Consider the following 18260-nt stretch of genomic DNA (forward strand, 5'->3'; position numbering starts at 1 on the left):
GCCATCATTCACGCGTGGCGGCCGCGCCGGACCCGTGGCGCGAAACGGCGGCATCGATCGCGACCGATGGCAGCGCGCGCCCGACTCGTGGTGTGCGATGGCGGCCGGTTGCTGCGGCTTCCGCGTCCTCTTTCTTCTTTTCTTTCAATACTTTGAAGAGAGAAGAAAAGGAGGCCGCCGCGGCCCGCGGGTCAGCCGGACTCATGGCAAAAGCGGTGTGACTCGTGGCGATTGCCGTGCAACGCAAGGCGGCAGTTCCCTCGACAATCAAGGACTTGCGAGCATCGACCGCCGAAATCCACGACTCGCATGCGCTGCCTGCCGGCTCCCCGTCGCATCCGGAGCCCGCCAGCCGGGTTGCCGGGGCGCGGGTCATGCGCGGCCTCCTTGCAGCGCGTCGGTCGCCAGGTCCTCGCGAACCGACACGTGCAGGCCGAATGCGGCCAGGCGCTCGAGCGACACCGGCGTCAGATACGGCACGCGGCGCATGTAGATGCGGCGCTCGACCTCCTTCTCGCCGACCACGACACCGGCGTGCTTGAGCTGCGCCTTGAACACGCGGTCGGACTTCACGGGCAGGCCGTTCCATTTGTCGCGTAGCGCGCTCGTGTGCGCGAGGTGATCCATCACGTGCCCGGTGCGCAGCAGCAGGCAGAACTCGCCGTCGACGGTGTCGAACGTGTACGGATGCTTGTAGTTGCCGCCGTCGATTTCGGACAGCACCGTCTCCATGATCCAGACCCACGGTTCGCGGTCGGCGCTCGTTTCCGCGACGTGGCCGTTCATCTCGGCGATCAGGTCGCGCGGGAAATCGCCTTCGCTCGGGTCCATGCCGGCGAACTCGCACAGGTAGCGCCATGCGAGTCCGACCGCCGCGTAGTTGCCGGCCATGCGCCGCGCGCCGTCGTCCTCGCCGCTGGCGCGGCAGCCGGCGAGCGCCTTGTCGCGCAGCGTCGCGTATTGATCCAGCGCCGCACGCCGGTCGAGCCCGGTCAGGAAGTCGAGCCATTGCCGGACCGGGAAGCGCGGCAGGTCGTCGGGCAGCAGCGGCCCGCGCTTGCCGGTCAGCGTCGTGCGCACGAGCTTGCCGAGCAGGCTGCGCACCGGCACGTCCTCGCCGGCGAGCATCACGGGCGCGCACAGCAGGTATTCGGTCATGTCGGTGCCGCGCCGCGTCACCGTGTACTGGTAGTTCTCCTGCAGCAGCCCGACCGCCTTGTCGATCACGTCCTGCCGGCGGGCCGACAGCTCTTCCCAGCCGACCGGGTGGCTCGTGTGGCTGATGCTGGTCAGCAGCCGGAACTCGGTCTGCAGCGACTGCCCCGAGAACATCGTGAACGCGAGCGAGCGCTCGAGCCGCTTGATGAGCGTCGACTTGCCCGCGCCCTTGTTCGCCTGGATCGTGAGGTGCGGCCAGAAGCCGAGCAGCGCCTTCAGATGGCCGCCGAGCGCCCACACGAGCGGGATCGTCGCGGCGTTCTGCCGGAACGTCGTCTGGTAGGCCGAGATCACGCGGCGTGCATCGCTCACCGGGCCGCCCGGGAACGTCAGGTTGTGGTACGGGCACTGCTTGTCCGCTTCGGTGAAGTAGCAGTCGGGGCCTTCGTTGACGATCAGCCGGCCGTCGCGCCACGCGAGCCCGACGAAGTTCGCGGCGCGGCGCGCGCCCAGGTCGGCGCCGCGCTCCAGGATGTTCACCATCCGCTTGAACGGCGCAGGCGCCCAGATCGGGCCGAACTTGCCCCACTGGTCGACGTTGTGCAGCTGGTCGTCGAGCATCACGCGGCGGATCAGCTGCGCGCCGTGCCGCGGCGCCTGCACCGACACCGCAAAGTAGACGGTGGGCGCCTGGTCGGCGTCGCCCGTCATCGTCGAGGTGGCGCTCGCGACGGCCACGCGGCTGATGCCGGCGATGCGAAAGCCGCACAGATCCGTCGTCACGGGCGTGTCGACGCCCGATTCCTCGTTGCGATCCATCTTGGTGATGTAGCTCGTGAAATCCGGCCGCACGCGAAACCGCCAGTACTGCGCGAAGTCGTGCGGCGGCAGGAAGATGCGCGGCCGGCCGCGGCGCGACGCGTCGCCGGGCAGGCCGGCGACCAGCCAGGGTTCGAGCTGGTCGAGCGCGCGCGCCAGGCCGGCCGGGCCGCGCAGTTGCAGGTAGTCGTTCACGTCGTTGATCGGCGTGCGTGCGGCGTCGCCGTCCGCCAGATCCGCGAGCCAGTCCGACTGGTCGACCAGCACGGCGCTGATGTCGAGTGCCGTCAGCCGTTCGTGAAGAGCCCACGCGGCCTCCGGGCCGGGGCGCTGCCCGGCGCGCGGGTGGCCGTCCGCGAACGGCTCGTCGTTGTCCAGGCAGATCGTGACCTGCTTGCCGCGCAGGAACGTGAAGTCGATGCGCTCGACGTTCGCCAGGCCGCGCAGCGCGAGCGCGGCCGTGCCGGGCAGCGCGCAGGTGTCGATCGACAGCGCGTTGATCGCGCTCTCGACGACGACCACGCGCTTCGCGCGGTCGAGCCGGCGCGCGTCGGCGGTCCACGCGTAGCCGGCCTTGTCGCCCTGGGTCTGCGTCTTGACGTCACCGTTGAGGGCGGGATCGACGTAGCGCATGTCGACGGCGACGACGCGTGCGTCTCCTGGTGCGCGCACGATGAAGGCGGCCGCAGGGCCGCCGTGGCCGACTTCGCCGGCGGCGATCTTCGGGCTTGTCCACGAATTGAAGCCGAGGGTGCGCGCGGCAAGTGCCGCGTCGATCGCCGCGGCGGCAATGCCGCGGCCGCCGAGGTAGTCGCGCACGCGCTCGCGCTCGGCCGCGCACCGGTCGGCGATGTACTCGACGGTCGATTTCTCGCGACGCTCCGCCGGTGCCGGCCGCTCGGACGGGAGGCCGTACGTGTCGTGGAGATAGCGGACGGCGTCGGCGACGGTGCCGCCGCGCGCGTGGATCACCAGGTCGATGCAGGATCCGCCGGCATCGGCGCTGTGGTCGCGCCAGCCGGTGCCGTACTTCGGGTGGTTCGCATAGATCGACAGCGACGGGCTGCGGTCCGCGTGCTGCGGCGAGTGGTAGAGCGCGCGGTCGCCGCCGCGGCCGCGCTTCAGGCCGAGACGGCCCGCCAGGTCGTGCAGGTCGATGTGTCGTTTCAGTTCGTCGATCGAAGCCATCGTCGTCATTGCTGCCGTTCGGGTTGCGGTTGTGCGGGGTGCGCGGGATTGCCCGTCGTGGCCGGTGACGCGGCGAGCGCGCGCAGCGCGGCGGCGGATTGCGGGAAGCCGAGCGCGAGGCGATCGGCGAGCGCCGACACGAAGCGGCCGAGCGTGCGCTGACGCGTGACGCTGCCGGGCGCGTGATCGAAGCACAGCGTGTCGGCGGCCGCCGCGATCGCGGCCCGGAGCGCAACGTCGTGCGGTGCGGGTTCGGCGTGGCGGTTCATGCCGGGTGCCTCCGGGCCGCGGCCCGCGCGGTTCGAGATCATGAGGAATCCTTTCAATGGCAAAAGCGATCCCTCGCGCCGTACAGGCACGATGCGAGGGAAGCGGAAGAGGGTGACGGGTTAGGGCGTCAGACGGGCAGCTCGAGCTGCGCGGCGAGGCGTTCGCGCACGTGCGGCGAGAGCGGCAACTGCAACGACAGGTTCGGGATCGCAGACGGCGACAGCGTGCGCGCGAATTCCATGTTGACGACGTACGTGTGGCCGCACTCCGGATTCGAGCACTGGAACGTGATTTCGCGGAAGGTCAGCGACATTTCACGGCTGCTGCGTGCGGTGGCGCGCGTGCGGCAGTGCGGGCAGCGGTTCAGGATGCGCATGAGGGCTCACTCCGGGCGGGAGACCGCGCACGGCCGGTCCGGTCGCGGGGCGTGCGGCCGGCCAGGCTGCAGCGTTGGCCGGACGGCGGATGGATGCGGGCGCTCGCGCAGCTCACAATCGACGCTGCGGGCGCGGACGGTCGGGTGCATTCGAAAGCAGCGGACATGAAGGCGTTCCGGCTCAGTGGCGCGCGCCGCGGGAGCGGGGTGCCGCGATCGCGCGCAGATGGCTGGCGCCGATGCGGATCAGTTCGCGCGCCATGCTCGAGATCGAGCGGTTGCGCTGCGCCGCGAGCTGCTCGAGCTCGCCGCGCTCGACGGGCGTCAGCCCCACGTAGACGGGCTTGTCCGACATCGTGCCGCGCGGCGAACGGCGTGGGCCTTTGGAAGTGGTCATGGTCGGTATACTTTGCGGAGTTAGTCTTGCGTTACGGTGAGGCTAGTCTAATGAGCAAAAAACAGCGCGTCAATTGTTAATGGGTAATTTATGACACAAATCGGGAGTCGCTTGCGGGACGAGCGCTTGCGGATCGGGCTCAGCCAGGACGAGTTTGCGACCGTGGGCGGTGTCGCGAGACGCTCGCAATCGGCGTACGAGTCGGATGAGCGCGCTCCCGACGCGACCTATCTGCTGGCCGTCCGCGCGATCGGCGTCGATATCGGTTACGTGCTGACCGGCGAGCGGCTCGTTGCCGGCGAGGCGGCGACGGAGGCGGGCACCCGTGACGCGGACGAAGCCGACGTGCTCGCGATGTACCGGCAGCTCAACGACGCCGGCAAGGCATCGCTGCACGCGTTCCTCGCGAGCTGCATCAGCACGGGCGCGATGGTGCAGGCCGCGGCGCCACGGCGTGCGAAGCGCGTGCCGGAGAAGCGCCGCGCGGCGCTCGATCAGCGCACGGCGGAAAACGTCGATCGTGCGATGGCCGAAATCGAACGGCTGAAGGCCGAACGCGCGACGAAGCAACCGAAGAAGTAACGCGGCGGCGTGGCGACGCCCCGCAACGCCATCAGGCACGCGTGCACGCGGCGCGACACGCGCGGCCGGCCCCTACCCGATCAATCCGTTGCATGTACGACGGCAGCGGCGATCCATCTCCCCGTTTCTCGATGCCGCGGCGGCGCCCTCGGCGCACCGCGCAAGGGCATCGGATAAAATCGGACGAAACACTGTATATCCATACAGTATTGGTTTAGCATTCTGAAAGCCGGTGAGCTGGCGGCGGGGCGTTCCGAGGCGCGTCGTCGTGTCAGGCGGCCCCCGGTTGATGACTGAGTTTGCGGAGACCGGAAAAATGGACACCAACAGGAAGCACGACAACGGGACGATCGGCGCGTCGGCGCATGCCGACCATCGCGCGGACGCGCGTGGATTGACGATGGGCCCGCCGCGATATCGTTCGGACCTGACCGACGACGAGCGGGCCGACGCGCACGCCGCGATCGACAACGCGATGCTGTCGGTCGGGCAGGTGCTCGAGGCCGCGCTGCAGGCGATGGCCAATCTGCGCGATGCGCGTGCCACCTTGCAGCAATGCGGCGACGCGCGCGACGTGCGCATGACACTCGGCGGGCGTCAGCAATCGAGCTGAACCGCGACCACCCCTGATCCTCGCAGGCCGGCATTCGCTCCGGCCGCCGCAGCGAATCCGAGCCGCGCCTCCCGCGCGTTGCCTCGCCTCCCATCCCGCCGAAATCCCGAATGCGCCGCCGCGATCGACGACGTGCGATCGCGCATGGCGGCCGTTCCGCCGCCGGCCCGCCGGTCAGCGCTTGCCGGAGCGGGACTTTTTCTTCGGCGCGTCGCGCACTTCGAGTTCGAGCGCGGTCGTGAACCCGCCTTCGCCGATCGTATGCGTCGCTTTCTTCACCAGCCACGGTGTGTTGTCGATGTCCGGCTTGAACCCCGTCACGGTGACGGGCATCTCGGGAAACAGCTCGGGCCGGCCGAGCGCGAGCGTATAGCTCAGCGTCGACTGGCCGCGCTGCGTGCGCGCATAGTCGGCCTGCGCGGCCGCGCGGGCCTCGGCCTCGGTCGCGTAATCCTCGGGCAGTACCTTGGCGTTCTTGCCTTTGGCATCGCCGACGACCACCGACAGTCGCTTGGCGCTGCCGTTCGAGTGATAGTGCGCGCGCACCGACGTGTAGCTGTCGCGCTGCGCGACGTGATAGCGATGCTGGTCGCCGCTCGCGCGCGTGATCGCCAGCACGTCGAGCGATTTGCCGCTGGCCGTCTTGCCGCTGCCGATCGGCGTGAACAGCAGGTGCTTGTCCTTCACCGTCATCACCGCGTCGTAACGCCTGGCGAGGCGCGTCAGGAACGACATGTCGGACTCCTGCGTCTGGTCCACATGGTCGATCCGCGTCGCGGCGAGGGTCGCGTCGACGGCGGCCGTGAGCCCATAGCGTGCGGCGATGGTTCGCACGATTGCGCCGATCGTCTGCCGGTGCCAGCTTTTTTCGCGGCGTTCGTGCATGTCGTTCGTCATCGATGCCGAGCGTGCGCGGATCGTGATGACGTCCGGTGCGCCGCTGTGCTCGACTTCGTCGACCGTGAACGCGCCCTTGTCGACGAGCGGTTCGCCGACCCATCCGATCGACAGCTTGATGCTGGCGCCGCGATTCGGAATCGCGAACGCGCCCTGTGCATCGTCGAGCACCAGGTCGAGCATGTCGGCCTCGTCCGCGCGCGATTCCGACAGCGACAGGCTGATGAGGTTGGGCGCGATCAGGCGCGACAGGTCGCGGCCGTCGAGCGTGATGCGATAGTCGGCCTGCGGCTGCACGCGGCCCGCGCGGGCCTGCGCGTCGCCCGGCTTGCGTTCCTGCGTGCTCATTGCTCGGCTGCTCCGCTTTCGTCGTCCTGTTGCGCTTCGGCGAGCACGCCGTCGTCGACGCGCTTCAGCGTCAGCGTGAACGCGATCTTGCGCGGAATGCCTTCCTTCGTGTGATACGTGGCCGTTTCGTTGAGGCTGTCGATGACGTATGCGCCGTACACGTTGCCGTTGCCGTCGACGAGCACGTACGCGTCGCCGGCGTCGCCCATGCGGGCGAGCGCGTCGATCGACGCGATCTCGCCGATGCCGTTGTCGGGCGCGACGATGCCGGTGAGCGTGATCGTGTCGTCGCCGGCGCCGGTGAACTGGCTCGCGTCGCGCACGCCGATGCGCGAGCTGGTGCGGTGCTTCCAGTTGCGCTGGCGCTGAAGCTCCTGGTAAGGCGTGGTCGCCAGGCTGAAAACGAACTGGTCGAGCGACATCATCATGGGCGGGTTTCCTTCAACGAACGATCAATCGGACAGGCGCGAGCCGGCGCGCGACGCCTTCGCGCGTTCGGCGCGTTCGAGCTCGGCGCGCACCATGCGCGCGATCTCGGCCGCATCGGCGCCCGGCGGCGGCGCGATGTTGATGGTGACGGGGCCGGCCGCGGGGGCGGCGCTGCTGGCAGCGGCGGCCGGCGTCGTGAGCGGCGGGCGGTAGTCGAGCGACACGCTGTAGCGCGCGAGCGGGGCGGCAGCGGCGATCGCCGGGCTCGCGGCGAACGCGGGCGGGCCGACCAGCGCGGCGGTGGTCGTGAGCGCGGCGGCGGTGCGGGTCATGAGCGACGGGGCGCCGGCGGCTGCGCCTGCCGTGCCGTCGTCGGGCGTGGTCGAAGCCTGCATGCCGAGTTTTTCCTTGACCCAGCCGAGCATCGAACTGCCCAGGCCGCCGACCGTCTCCTTCAGCGCGGCGAAGCGGCTCTTGATGCCGTCGACGAGCCCAGACACCAGGCTGGCGCCGATTTCCTGGAAGCGCGTGCCGAGGTCGCCGAACCAGTCGCCGATGCCGCCGAGCGCGGTCTTCACCCACTCGACGGTGGCGTCCCATTTTGCGGTGATCCGGTCGCTGGCCGCGCCGAACGCGTCCTTGATGGTTTCCCACAGCGCGAGGAACTTCGGGCCGAGCGTGTCCCAGTTCTGCCAGATATAGACGGCGGCCATCGCGATCAGGCTGATCACGAACATCAGCGGATTCGCCAGCGCGAGCCGGCCGAGCAGCATGAATGCCTGCCCGACGAGCCTGAGCGCGCCGACCATCGACGTTGCGAAGCGGAGCACGTTCACCGACCCGAGCACGTTGCCGAAGACGCTTGCCAGCGTGCCGGCGACGGTGAGGACGCCGCTCAGCCCTGCGAAGGCCGTGACGAGGATGCGGGTGGCCGTGCCGTGTTCGCGCACGAACTTCACGATCTTCCCGAGCACGGTGGCCGTGACGTCCAGCGCCGCGTTGTACATCGGCGTGATCTTCTCGCCGATCTCGAGCTTCAGGTCGCGCAACTGCGCGAGCACGGCGAGCTCGCGGCCCGCGGTCGAATCCGCGGCCTTCGCCCGCATTCCGGTGATGCCGTCGGCGGCGGCGCTTTGCCGCTCGGTGTCGTGGATCTGCTCGCGCTGGTCGTACATCGTCGTGAGCAGGTTCCCCGCGGCCTTGTCGGGAAACAGTTTCGCCAGCTCGGCCTTTACCTTGTCGGGGCGCGTGATCCCCTTGGCGGCCAGCTTCGGCAGCAGCACCTTTTCGAGCCACTCGAACGGGGACGCCTGCAGCATGTCGCTGCCTGCCAGCGCGCCCGGCTTGAGCCCGCCGATCGCACCGTTCTTCCGGTGCGTGAGCCCTTTCGGATCGACCAGGCCGAGTGCCGCCAGCCGTTGCGCGGCGAGCGCGGTCGCCTTGCCCTCGAGCGCGCTGCCGGACAGCGCGGCCAGGCCTGCGCCGGCCGACTTGCCGCCAAGCTTCTCGATGAGCGGCTGCATCTGGTAATAGAACGCGTCCGTGCGCAACTTCTTCGCCGCGTTACCGCCCGATTCGGCGAAGTTGTTCCACTCGTCGCCGCTGACCTTGCCGCCGGTCGCCGTCTGCATCTTCTGCACGATGTTCGCTTCGGCGCCGAACGCCGCTTCGCTCTTCGTGCCGCCGCGCAGGTCGATCACCTTCAGCATGCTCATGAACTTGTCGACGTTCGCTTTCGCGTCGTCCTTGCCGTACAGCGCCTCGTTCGCAAATTTCATCGAGGACATGAGCGGCAGCGCGACCCGCGCATGCTGTTCGTCGCCGCCGAGCGCGGTCAGCGATTCGCGCATCAGCGCCAGGTTGTCGATGGTCGACTGACCCCGGGCCTGCTGCGCGCGCGCGAACTTCACGGCGTCGGCCGATGCGCCTTGCGCACGCATGCGCAGCGTTTCGCTTTCGGCCTGCTTCGCGGCGTCGAGCGGATCGGACAGCATGCCGAGCATGTTCTTGCCGACGCTTTTGACCGACTCGCCGCGCTTCGCCCACTTCTCGCCGATGCCGCTCAGCGCGTCGATCTTCGCGCGCCTGGCTTCGGCGCGCTTGCGGCGCGCGTCGTCGAACGCGTCCGTGTCGGCCGTCATCTTCGACCTGCGTCGCGCGCTGTTCGTGGCCAGCGCGAATTCGTGCTGGTCGAGATGGCGCGTGTCGATGCCCGCGCCGACGAGCTGGGTGCGCAGTTCGCGGATGCGCGAGACCTGCCTGCCTTGCGTGGCCGTCAGATCCGTGGCGGTGCGTTGTACCCTGGCGAAGTCGTCGATCATCTGGCGCGACGGTGGACCGAACTCGCGCAGCGACACGCGCAGCTCCCCGGCGCGCATCTTCGCCGCCTTGAGGTCGGTCGCCGTTCGCGCCACACCGCTGCGCAGGTCGCGAAACTCGCTGATGCGCTTCTGCGTCTTCGCCATGTCGTCCAGCTCGCGGCGGGTGGCCCGCAGCGAATCGGCCAGCCCCCGGTTGCCGGTCAGCATCATTTGCAGGGGCTTCGTCATGTTGTCGACCATGTCGAACATGACGCGCAGTTTCGTGGTGTTGTCCATCGTCGATCGTTTCGCTCATTGGGCGCCGGCACGCACTCGCGCGCGCTCGCGCCAGTCCATCAGCTCGGCCAGGCTGAAGGCGTCCATCACGGGCGGTGTCCAGCCGAACACCGTCGCGATGTCCGCCATCGGGTCTTCTATGCGGTCTGGGAGGCCAGTCGGGATTTCACGGCCTTCGGCATCAAAAAACCGGCGAAGATGCCTCCCAGTTGCACGAGGTCGGCCGGGTCGATGTTGGCGACGTCGGCTTCGGTCAGCATCGGCGAGCTGATGCGCGGCAGCACCTTCGACAGGGCAGCCACGTCGAGGCTGACGAGGTCGGACAGCGACACGCCGCGCAGTTCGCCCGATTTCGGCTTGCGCAGCGAGATCGACGTGATCGTCTGGTTGCCGCGCACGAGCGGCGTATCGAGCGTGTGGGTGGCCGGATCGTCCTGTTCGGGCGTCGCGGTGGCGGCCACGGCGGGCGCATCGGCCTGCAGGTCGTTCGCGGCGGCGTCGGGTTGCATCGGATTCATGGTGGTCCTGTGTGTGATCTGTCGGGGGGGAGGGCGCGGGCCGGCCCGGCCGGCGTAACCGGCCGGGCGGCGGATTACAGCCCGATCGCGTTGCGCAGCGCCGCGAACAGGTCGTTGCCGTTGACCTTCTCGATCATGTTGACGAAGTCGATCTCGATCACGTCCTGGCCGTTCACGGACAGCTTGTAATAGCTGGCGACCGTCGTGACCTTGAACGCGGTGTCTTCCTTCGACTTCGCGGTGCCCGGGTCGATTTCGCTATGGCGGCCGCGGATCACGATCTCGATCGCGTCGACCTGGGTCGAATCCTCGGATTGATAGCCGCCGGCGAAGCGCAGCAGCACGCCGTCGTGCTTCGTGATCGCGTATTGACCGAGCACGGAGCGCATGAAGCCGCCGCAGGTCCATTCGAGCTGGATCCCTTCCTGCCCGAAGTCGATCTTGATCGGACCGCTCATGCCGCCGCCCTGGTAGTCCTCCATCTTGCGCGTGAGCTTCGGCAGCGTGACTTCGACAACCTGGCCGACGAAGTTCTCGCCGTTCTGGAACAGGTTGAATCCCTTGAGTTTGCGAGGCATACCCATCGTGTTTGACTCCTGGTGAGGCCGGTCGTTACGCGCTCACGCGCGCGGCGAAATCGGCGAGATAACGGTCGGTGATGCGCTGGCGCAGCATCAGGTTTTCGAGCGGCGGAACCGGCGTGTATTCGTAGTCGAGATACGCCTTGCCGGACTTCAGCACGTCCGTCGTGTTCGGCTCCGGGTCGTACCAGGCCGAGCCGCCGATCAGGTAGCCCTGCGAGATCCATTCGCGGAACTTGGCGTTGATCGTTTCGATGATGTCGCGCGGCAGCGACGGGTTGAGCGGGCCGTCGATGATGGCCATCTGCGCTTCGGCGATCGAATCGGCGATGACCTGCGCGGTGCGCGTGTAGTTCTCGAACGCGAACAGCGGATCGTCCGAGCACGTGCGCGAACCCCAGAAGCGGAAACCGTTGCGGTTCACGAGCGTCGTCACGTCCTGCTCGTTCAGGAAGCCCGCGTCCGTCGCCGGATCCTGCAGGTCCCAGGACACGTCGGCGCTGATGCCGGTGACGCCGTTCACGCCGACGTTCGACAGCGTCTTGTGCCAGCCCGTGTCGTTGTCGATCTTCGCGCGCAGGCCGGCCGCATACGCGGTGGCCGGCACGACGACGGTCTTGTTGGTCGCGTCGTCCCACGCGAGGAAGTCCGGCCAGACCACCATCAGCTCGCGCTGGCTGAACTGCTTGCGATAGGCGACGGCTTCCTCCTTCGTCTTGGCGCCGTTGGCCGAGACATACGCGAACGCGCGCAGCGATTGCGCGATCGACGCCAGTGCGGCGGCGACGGGTTGCGTGTCGAGGCCCGGCGTCGCGAGGATGCGCGGCTTCACGCCGAAGCGCGCCTGCGCGCCGAGCAGCGCCTTCATCCCGGTGTACTTGCCGTCGGCGGTGACGGCGCCGATCACGTTGGTCGTCGTTTCCGCGGCGTCCTTGCCTTCGGCGACGCGCACGACGATCGTGACGGGCTTGGTCTGCCGGCCGATCGCGTCGAGGGTGCGGCGCAGCGTGCCTTTGGTGCCGGCCTTGCCGAGTGCGGCAACGACGTTGGTCAGAAGAACCGGCGTGTCGAGCGGGAATGCGGTGGCGTCGGCGTCGGACGCCGTGCAGACGATGCCGACGACAGCCGTCGACACGGTGCGGATCGGGCGCGAGCCCTCGTTGATTTCGATGACGCGTACGCCGTGGTGATAATCCTGCGGCATGGTGTGTGGCTCCTGTGTGTGCAGATGAAAGAGAACGGGAGGAATCCCGTGCGGATCAGGCCGCGGGGTCCGCGACCGGAGCTGCAGGTGCGCTTGGCTCGTCCGGCTGGGGCTTCGGCTCCGGCGTCGGCGTCGGCTCCGGTTTCGGCTCGGGCTCGGGCTCGGGCTTCGGCTTCGGCGTCGGCTCCGGTTTCGGCTCGGGCTGCGGAGGCGGTACGTACGGCGAGGGCGTTGCCGGCCACGTCACCGCATCGGGGAACGTGTCGGCCTGGATGACCGAAACGAGCGCCATCTGGTAGGCCGACCAGGCTTTGAAGTAGTAGATGCCTTCGTCGTCGAGCAGGCCTGCCGCGTAGGCATCGGCCTTGCCGGCGTTGGCCTTGCGCGCGGCGTCCAGCCGGCGCTCGAACTCGGCCATCGCGGCGTCGCGTTTCTCGCGCTCGAGCAGCGCAGCGGGGATGACCCACGCGCCGTTGATCCACGCATGGCGAGGCGACGGCTGCGCTTCGGTCGTCAGGCCGAGCTCGTCGGGCGTCTTGCCGGCGGTCGCGATTTCGACGGCTTCACCGGTGTCGGTGCGATAGCAGATCCGGCCGCGGAAGTCAGGCCGCAGCGCCCACGCGCCGTCGCGGTAGAACGGCCAGGTCGTCGGCGTGCGCGCCGGCGGCTCGTCGAACGTGGCCCATGACGGAACGAGCCAGCGTTCGGCGTTGCGCGGATCGGCGTCGGGCTGGCTGCTGCTCAGGTATTCGCCGGTCTGTGAGTTGTAGTGGTGAATCAACATAGGTTGAAGTCCGAGAGTTAGTAAGCGCGGATCATCGCGAGCAGCGCGATATTGCGCGGCCGTGCTTCGTTCCCGCCGTCCGCGTTGACGGTGATGGCGTGGCTGTGATTGCCGGCGCCGCCGATGCCGACGTTGTGGCCGTGATTGCCGGCGCCTTCCGTGTTGAATTCGTGGCTGTGACCGCCAGCCGGACTCGTCATCCCCCACACGTTGTCGCCGTCGCTGCTGCCGGAGCCCGTGTTGTTGGCCGCGCCCCAGGTTCCCCATGGCGGGCGGTAGACGGAGACGCTTTCGCCCCACGGCGACACGTGCTGGTGATCGCCCACGCCGGCCGTCCAGCCGTGGTGGCCGTGCCAGCCCTGTGCATCGGTCCATGCGGAGTGCGCGTGGTCGCCGACCGCGGCCGCGCTCGCGCCGTGCGCATGCGATCGGTTCTGGGGGGCCTGATACGTACCGATGGCGCGTTGCGGGTCGATGTCGTCGCGGCCGTCGGCCCAGCAGCGGATGAATTCGCCGCGCAGTTCCGGAAGGCGGAACGTCGTCGAGCCGTCGCCGGTGGAGAAGCAGCCCCAGCGCTCGTTGCGCCATTCGTCGTCCGAGACGAGCGTGCCGCTGGCCTCCGCATACGCCCACAGGGCCGGATAGTCCGCACGATTGACGAGGGTGCCGTTGGCTTTCAGGAAGCCGGCGCGCGGCAGCGTGCGCGGCTCGAATACGATCTGGCCGACCGTCGCCTTCGAGAGGGCGGCCAGCACCCATTCGGTCGTGGCGAGCGAGGTCGAGCGGTCGCCTGCCGCGGGTGTCGGGCCCTTCACGGGCGTCTGGAAGGTCGTTCCGCCCGGCGTGAACGAAACCTGCGGAATGCCGTTGCACGTGACGCCGAACGAACCGTCGTTGATGTGGTACAGGCCGGTGTCCGGCGCGCCGTCGTTGATGAAGGTGAGCGACGGTGCCTGCGCACTGCCTTCGGACAGGTAGATCCGTTTGCCCGGATCGAACCAGAGATCGCCCGACATCGTGCCGCCCTTCGTGCGATCGAGCGGCGTCAGGTTGCCCGAGTGCCATACCGGATTGCCGTTGATGCGGAAGGTGTGATCGTCCAGGATGTACTGGAACGAGTCTGCTTGACCCCACCAGCCGACCGAATGGGCGTTGGCGTAGAAGTGACCGTCGACCGGCCCCAGCCGGATGTGCCCTTCGTTCGTATTCCTGCCAATGGCGAGATCGCCGCCGATGTTCGTCAAGGCCCCGCTGTCGCTGATGCGGACGATCCCGTCGGCGAGCGACCACGCGAACGGGCGGAAATCGTTCCACTGACCTTCCGGATTGCCCTTGTTCGTCGACAGCAGATACACGTTCGTGCCGTCGTTGCGCAGGAAGGCGCCGTAGTCGTTGGAGATCGCACGGAAATGGGCGCCGTTCACGTCCATTTCGCGTGTGGTCAACCCGCCCTTGAAGGCTGCGTTTCCGCCGACCTGGAGCGCGTTCTTGCCGTCGTCGCCGACATCGCCGACGGTCAGACGCTTCGCGACCGAAAACGTCTGGGTGCCGCGGTCGACGCGGAACGCGGAGAACTGCGTGGCGCCGTCGTCCGCAAACGCGTTCAGTCCGAAGTTGTTGCCGCCGTTGCCGCCCGTTGCGACGCCATCGCGCTTGAACAGCGACCAGCGGATCTTGCCGCCGTCGGTAAAGAACAGCGTGGAGAAGTTGCCGGCACCGCCGTCGATCGACGCCGCCTTCGCATAGCTCGTGCCTTCGGCCGCAATATCGCCGCCGACCCGCAGGCGCGAATTCCCGTCGTCGTTCCTGACGTCGCCCACCAGCACGCGGCCGCCGTAGGCGATGCGCAGGGCGCGCGCCTGGTTCGCGTCGACCTGGTTATCGTTGCCGGTACGGTTGAGCCACAGGTCCACGTACTCGCGGCCCCAGGCGCCGTTGTCGAAGCCGGAGCGGATCGTGGCGATCAGGCGCGTCCCGGTATCGGCGTGGTTGCCGCCGAACGTGCCATGCAGGCGCACACGGCTTTCGCGGCCGTTCTTGCCCGACGGAGGGCGAACCAACACATGCGCGGTTTCCGGACCCGCATCGAAATCGGTGATGACCGGGCCGGTGAATGTCGCGCCGCTCAACGCCGCGTATCGTGTCGCGGCCGTCTTCGGCGTGACTGCGCGCGTGTCGTCGCCGCCCGCGTTCACTTCCGCCTGCGTCGCCAGCTCGACCACGCCTTGCCGCTCGGTGGTCGCAGGCGGATTGAGGAACGATGCGTCGCCGAACACGAGTTTCGTTGCGTCGATCGCCGTGAACTGCATGTCGGACGACAGCAGCAGCAACGCGGCCGGCGACTTCTCCATGATCGGCGTCGCCTGGCCATACGCGGCCAGCAGCACGCCGTTCTCGAGGTAGAGGCCGAACCCGTAGAGCGAGTACTGGTCCGCGGAGTCGTCCTTCAGCGTCGTGTGGATCGTGTCCGGCGCGACGTTGGCGCCGCCGAAGGACTTGATCCGCTTGAGCTCGTTCGGCAGCTTCGTGAGCCCCTTGTCGGCGACGAACGGCGCGTTCGCCAGGCCGATTTCCACGACCTGGTGGGCATTCGTGCCGCCGTTGCCGGCGGCGACGAGCGCGGCACGGCCGGCGTCGGTGATGATGATCTGGGTTGCCATGTGCGATCAGTAGTCGGTGAGGTTCAGGCGGCGATAGGCCGCCACGCGCGCGGCAGCGCCGACCGGTTGTCGGCACCGCATCTCGAAGCCCTGCGTGAACGTGTAGTGCGCCCGGACCGGCTTGGTCCGGTCGATTTCCGCGAGGATGTCGGCAACGTACGCGGCGGTCGGCGGCTCGCCTTCCTGTGCGCTGACCGTCATCACGAGGTCGAACGTGCCGGGCGGGCCCGGCGGGCGCTGCTCGAACCATTCGCGCAGGACGATGTTTCCGCCGAAGGTCGCGACGACTTCGCGCACCGAAGCCGCGGTGCCCTTGCGGCGGGCGATCGGAATCGCCTGGCCGACGCGGGCACGCTTCACGTACTCGGGCCAGTAGTCCTTCCACGCATCGACGCCGAGGTGCCAGGCGAGCCACGGCAGCAGGTCGGACCGGATCGCGTCCGGACTCGTTAGCGTCGCGAGCGGCGTCGGCACGTCGTCGATCCGGGCGTTCGTCGCGGCGAGCCGGCGCTCGAGCCGCGTCGCGTTCGGCGGCAGGATGTCAATCATTGCTGTACACCCCGCCATCGATCAGTTCGATCCCGGTGCAGTAGGGCGCCTGCTGCTTGCTCGCGGGCAGGCCGGCGAGCGGGCTTTCGAGGATCACCTTCTGCACGCCGGCCGCGCGGGCGGCCGCGTAGATCCCGTCGAGCGTGACTTCCATCCCGAGGCGGTGCATCGATTCGGTGTATTGCTTCATCGCGCGGTTGGCTTGCGCGAGCGCCACCGTGCGGTCCGGACCGGCGAAGAACACCAGCCGCGCGCGGACCTGGTAGCGCAGGATTTCGGCGCCGCGCACCGTGACCTTGTCGGTCAGCGGCCGCACGTCGTCGGCCTGCAGCGCCGACGCCACGGCGTCGATCAACGCCGGAGCCGCCGTGCCGTCGCCATCGCGCGCCAGCACCGTGACGAGGACTTCGCACGGGGCCGGGCTGATCGCCGAGGCGTCGAGCACACGGCCGTCCGCATTGCGCGCGTGCGAGACATACGCGCCTTCGGGGCCGGCAACGGAGAAGCTCTGCGGTGCGAGCTGCGTGCGGGCGCGCAGGTCGGTGTCGCTTTCCATCACCGCTGCGAGATCGTGTTCCGGATCGGCGGGCGAGATCGTCAGGCGCCGGATGCCGAACAGCGCCGCGAGGTGGTCGAGGTCCGTGCCGATCGCATACGCGAGCATCACCGCACGCGCGGCGTCGTTCACGCGCTGCCGCAGCACGATCTCGCGATACGCGCTTTCCTGCAGGAGCTTGACGAGCGGCTCCGACTCGAGCGCGAGCGTCGCGGCGATTTCGGCCTGTTCGGCAGCCGGGTAGAGCGACACGAGCCGGGCCTTGCGTGCGGCGAGCAACGTCTCGTAGTCGATCGTGTCGACGACGTCGGGCGACGGCAGCTGGGAGAGGTCGATCGGCGTCACGCTCATGCCGCGCTCCCGTTCGCGACCGGCACGCGGGTCGACACGGCGGTGCCGCTTTCGTTGGTCCAGCCTTCGATGTCGAGATAGAGCGAGCCGGCAGCCGCGTTCGCGTCGTCCGCGGCGAGGACGACGCGGGTCAGTGTCAGGCGCGGCTCCCAGCGCATGAGCGCCGTGGCGACGGCTGCATACAGCCGCGTGCGCACGGTGCCGTTGCCTGGTGCGTCGATCAGGTCGGGCAGCTCGGAGCCGAATGTGCGGCGCTTCACGCACGACGCGAGCGGCGTCGTCACGATTTTGCCGATCGACTGGTAGAAATGGTCCAGGCCCGAGATCGAGCGGCCGGTGTTCGCGTTCATGCCTTTCATTGCGGTGCGCTCACGAGTTGTCCATCGCCTTGTTCGCGATGCGTGTGATGCGGGAGGCTGATGCCCTGGGATTTCACTTCGCGGGTAAAGGTGGCCGCGCCGTCGATCTGCATCGTGGCGCCGCCGCCGGCGCCGCCCGTGCCGGTCATGCCCGATTCGAACGCGAACGGGCCCTTGACCGTCATCGCACCGGTGCAGGTCGTCTGCCGTGCGTCGAGCGTGATGCGCTCGGCCTGCACGGTTGCGTCCCGGGTCTGTACGACGACCGATCCCGGCGCGACGATGCGCAGGGTCGCGCCGGCGGGCAGCTCGGCGGTGAGCGCATGCGCGGCGTGGTCGTACGTGATGCTTGCGCCGTCGGGGTAGACGCGCGCATGGGTATCCGGGCTCGAGGCCGGCGCCGGTGCGGCGTTCGAATAGACGCCGCGCAGCGCGACACCTTGTGCCGGGTCGCCCATCGGGCAGAGCAGCACGACCTGTTCGCCGGGCGTCGGCGGCAGCCAGTCGCGGGTTCCGCCGGCGGTGCCGGCGACCCACGGAATCCAGTTGGTCTGCAGTCCGCTGCCGTCGGATTCGGCGTCGCCGACCGAGACGCGGCACAACGCTGCCGCATGGTCGACCGTGAGGATCGTTCCCTTGCGCACCGCGTTGCGTGCCTGCCGTTGAATTTCATTAGCGTCCATGCATTCATGGTGCCGACCGGGCGCTCGCGGCGCGAGCGATCGCCTGTGTCGTCGCGACGAAGACAGCACGCACCGGATGCCGGCACGAAGACGAGCGTCGACAATCGCAGCACCGGTTTGCGTGAGGATGGAGTCGTGCGTGCCGGCGAGACTGCCGAGAGGCGGGAATGCGTGAGCCGATCGAAGCGGGAACGGAAGGACGTGGCGCGGTGGTCCGGCGGATTGCGTGGACGCGCAGCGCCGACGGATGGTCGGGACGCGCGCCGCATGGCGACGGTGTCGTGGACGTCGCCGTCGGCGACAGGCGCGCCGTCGACGCGGGCTGATTCGCAGGGGAAGCG

General features: G+C 68.6%; 21 protein-coding genes. 3 read left to right on the top strand and 18 right to left on the bottom strand.

Annotation, left to right across the window (positions count from 1 at the left end; all coding sequences use genetic code 11):
* Window positions 1-4 precede the first annotated feature (4 nt).
* The 5 genes from OHZ10_RS00795 to OHZ10_RS00815 form a co-directional block, all read right to left on the bottom strand.
* Window positions 5-376, bottom strand: a complete 372-nt coding sequence (locus tag OHZ10_RS00795) for a hypothetical protein (RefSeq protein WP_174993415.1) — start codon at window positions 374-376, stop codon at window positions 5-7.
* Window positions 373-3165 (bottom strand): toprim domain-containing protein, encoded by a 2793-nt coding sequence (locus OHZ10_RS00800; RefSeq protein ID WP_256086029.1) that lies wholly within the window; start codon window positions 3163-3165, stop codon window positions 373-375. Before OHZ10_RS00800 ends, OHZ10_RS00795 begins: the two co-directional genes overlap by 4 nt.
* Window positions 3166-3170: 5 nt before the next feature.
* On the bottom strand, window positions 3171-3434 hold the full coding sequence (locus OHZ10_RS00805; RefSeq protein ID WP_342704354.1) for a hypothetical protein: 264 nt from the start codon (window positions 3432-3434) through the stop codon (window positions 3171-3173).
* A 128-nt stretch (window positions 3435-3562) separates the two neighbouring features.
* Window positions 3563-3811: an ogr/Delta-like zinc finger family protein gene (locus OHZ10_RS00810; RefSeq protein WP_006485448.1), complete on the bottom strand. Its 249-nt coding sequence runs from the start codon at window positions 3809-3811 to the stop codon at window positions 3563-3565.
* A gap of 181 nt (window positions 3812-3992) precedes the next feature.
* A complete protein-coding gene (locus OHZ10_RS00815) occupies window positions 3993-4208 on the bottom strand; it encodes a hypothetical protein (RefSeq protein WP_059232740.1) in 216 nt (71 codons plus the stop codon).
* A gap of 162 nt (window positions 4209-4370) precedes the next feature.
* Here OHZ10_RS00815 and OHZ10_RS00820 point away from each other — a divergent pair, with 162 nt between their 5' ends.
* Window positions 4371-4790 (top strand): hypothetical protein, encoded by a 420-nt coding sequence (locus OHZ10_RS00820; RefSeq protein WP_059236517.1) that lies wholly within the window; start codon window positions 4371-4373, stop codon window positions 4788-4790.
* 316 nt (window positions 4791-5106) lie between these two features.
* A complete protein-coding gene (locus OHZ10_RS00825) occupies window positions 5107-5403 on the top strand; it encodes a hypothetical protein (RefSeq protein WP_059232739.1) in 297 nt (98 codons plus the stop codon).
* Window positions 5404-5577: 174 nt separating this feature from the next.
* On the opposite strand, the gene OHZ10_RS00830 is transcribed toward OHZ10_RS00825, so the two are convergent.
* The 13 genes from OHZ10_RS00830 to OHZ10_RS00890 all read right to left on the bottom strand — a co-directional run bounded on the left by OHZ10_RS00830 (window position 5578) and on the right by OHZ10_RS00890 (window position 17919).
* Window positions 5578-6648, bottom strand: coding sequence for a phage late control D family protein (locus tag OHZ10_RS00830; protein ID WP_059232738.1), 1071 nt, complete (start codon window positions 6646-6648; stop codon window positions 5578-5580).
* Complete coding sequence (locus OHZ10_RS00835; RefSeq protein WP_059232737.1) at window positions 6645-7076, bottom strand: phage tail protein; 432 nt, start codon at window positions 7074-7076, stop codon at window positions 6645-6647. Before OHZ10_RS00835 ends, OHZ10_RS00830 begins: the two co-directional genes overlap by 4 nt.
* A 24-nt stretch (window positions 7077-7100) precedes the next feature.
* Window positions 7101-9674 (bottom strand): hypothetical protein, encoded by a 2574-nt coding sequence (locus OHZ10_RS00840; RefSeq protein WP_342703369.1) that lies wholly within the window; start codon window positions 9672-9674, stop codon window positions 7101-7103.
* Between the two features lie 15 nt (window positions 9675-9689).
* Window positions 9690-9803 (bottom strand): GpE family phage tail protein, encoded by a 114-nt coding sequence (locus OHZ10_RS00845; RefSeq protein WP_006484104.1) that lies wholly within the window; start codon window positions 9801-9803, stop codon window positions 9690-9692.
* Window positions 9804-9811: 8 nt separating this feature from the next.
* The gene (locus OHZ10_RS00850) at window positions 9812-10192 is read right to left on the bottom strand and encodes a phage tail assembly protein (protein WP_059232735.1); all 381 of its coding nucleotides are present in this window, start codon (window positions 10190-10192) and stop codon (window positions 9812-9814) included.
* A gap of 74 nt (window positions 10193-10266) precedes the next feature.
* The gene (locus OHZ10_RS00855; RefSeq protein ID WP_059232734.1) at window positions 10267-10776 is read right to left on the bottom strand and encodes a phage major tail tube protein; all 510 of its coding nucleotides are present in this window, start codon (window positions 10774-10776) and stop codon (window positions 10267-10269) included.
* 28 nt (window positions 10777-10804) lie between these two features.
* Window positions 10805-11977, bottom strand: a complete 1173-nt coding sequence (locus OHZ10_RS00860) for a phage tail sheath protein (RefSeq protein ID WP_059232733.1) — start codon at window positions 11975-11977, stop codon at window positions 10805-10807.
* A 55-nt stretch (window positions 11978-12032) separates the two neighbouring features.
* A complete protein-coding gene (locus OHZ10_RS00865) occupies window positions 12033-12761 on the bottom strand; it encodes a tail fiber assembly protein (protein WP_342703374.1) in 729 nt (242 codons plus the stop codon).
* Between the two features lie 17 nt (window positions 12762-12778).
* Window positions 12779-15421: a phage tail protein gene (locus tag OHZ10_RS00870; protein ID WP_342703375.1), complete on the bottom strand. Its 2643-nt coding sequence runs from the start codon at window positions 15419-15421 to the stop codon at window positions 12779-12781.
* 6 nt (window positions 15422-15427) lie between these two features.
* Complete coding sequence (locus OHZ10_RS00875) at window positions 15428-15970, bottom strand: phage tail protein I (RefSeq protein WP_059232730.1); 543 nt, start codon at window positions 15968-15970, stop codon at window positions 15428-15430.
* The gene (locus OHZ10_RS00880) at window positions 15963-16877 is read right to left on the bottom strand and encodes a baseplate J/gp47 family protein (RefSeq protein WP_342703376.1); all 915 of its coding nucleotides are present in this window, start codon (window positions 16875-16877) and stop codon (window positions 15963-15965) included. The genes OHZ10_RS00875 and OHZ10_RS00880 overlap by 8 nt, the downstream gene beginning before the upstream one ends.
* Window positions 16874-17236 (bottom strand): GPW/gp25 family protein, encoded by a 363-nt coding sequence (locus OHZ10_RS00885; protein WP_059232728.1) that lies wholly within the window; start codon window positions 17234-17236, stop codon window positions 16874-16876. The genes OHZ10_RS00880 and OHZ10_RS00885 overlap by 4 nt, the downstream gene beginning before the upstream one ends.
* Window positions 17233-17919, bottom strand: a complete 687-nt coding sequence (locus OHZ10_RS00890) for a phage baseplate assembly protein V (RefSeq protein WP_342703377.1) — start codon at window positions 17917-17919, stop codon at window positions 17233-17235. The genes OHZ10_RS00885 and OHZ10_RS00890 overlap by 4 nt, the downstream gene beginning before the upstream one ends.
* Window positions 17920-18086: 167 nt before the next feature.
* Here OHZ10_RS00890 and OHZ10_RS00895 point away from each other — a divergent pair, with 167 nt between their 5' ends.
* Window positions 18087-18245 (top strand): hypothetical protein, encoded by a 159-nt coding sequence (locus OHZ10_RS00895; protein ID WP_155627097.1) that lies wholly within the window; start codon window positions 18087-18089, stop codon window positions 18243-18245.
* Window positions 18246-18260: the final 15 nt, after the last annotated feature.

Source organism: Burkholderia arboris (assembly GCF_038723655.1).
GTDB classification, from domain to species: domain Bacteria; phylum Pseudomonadota; class Gammaproteobacteria; order Burkholderiales; family Burkholderiaceae; genus Burkholderia; species Burkholderia arboris.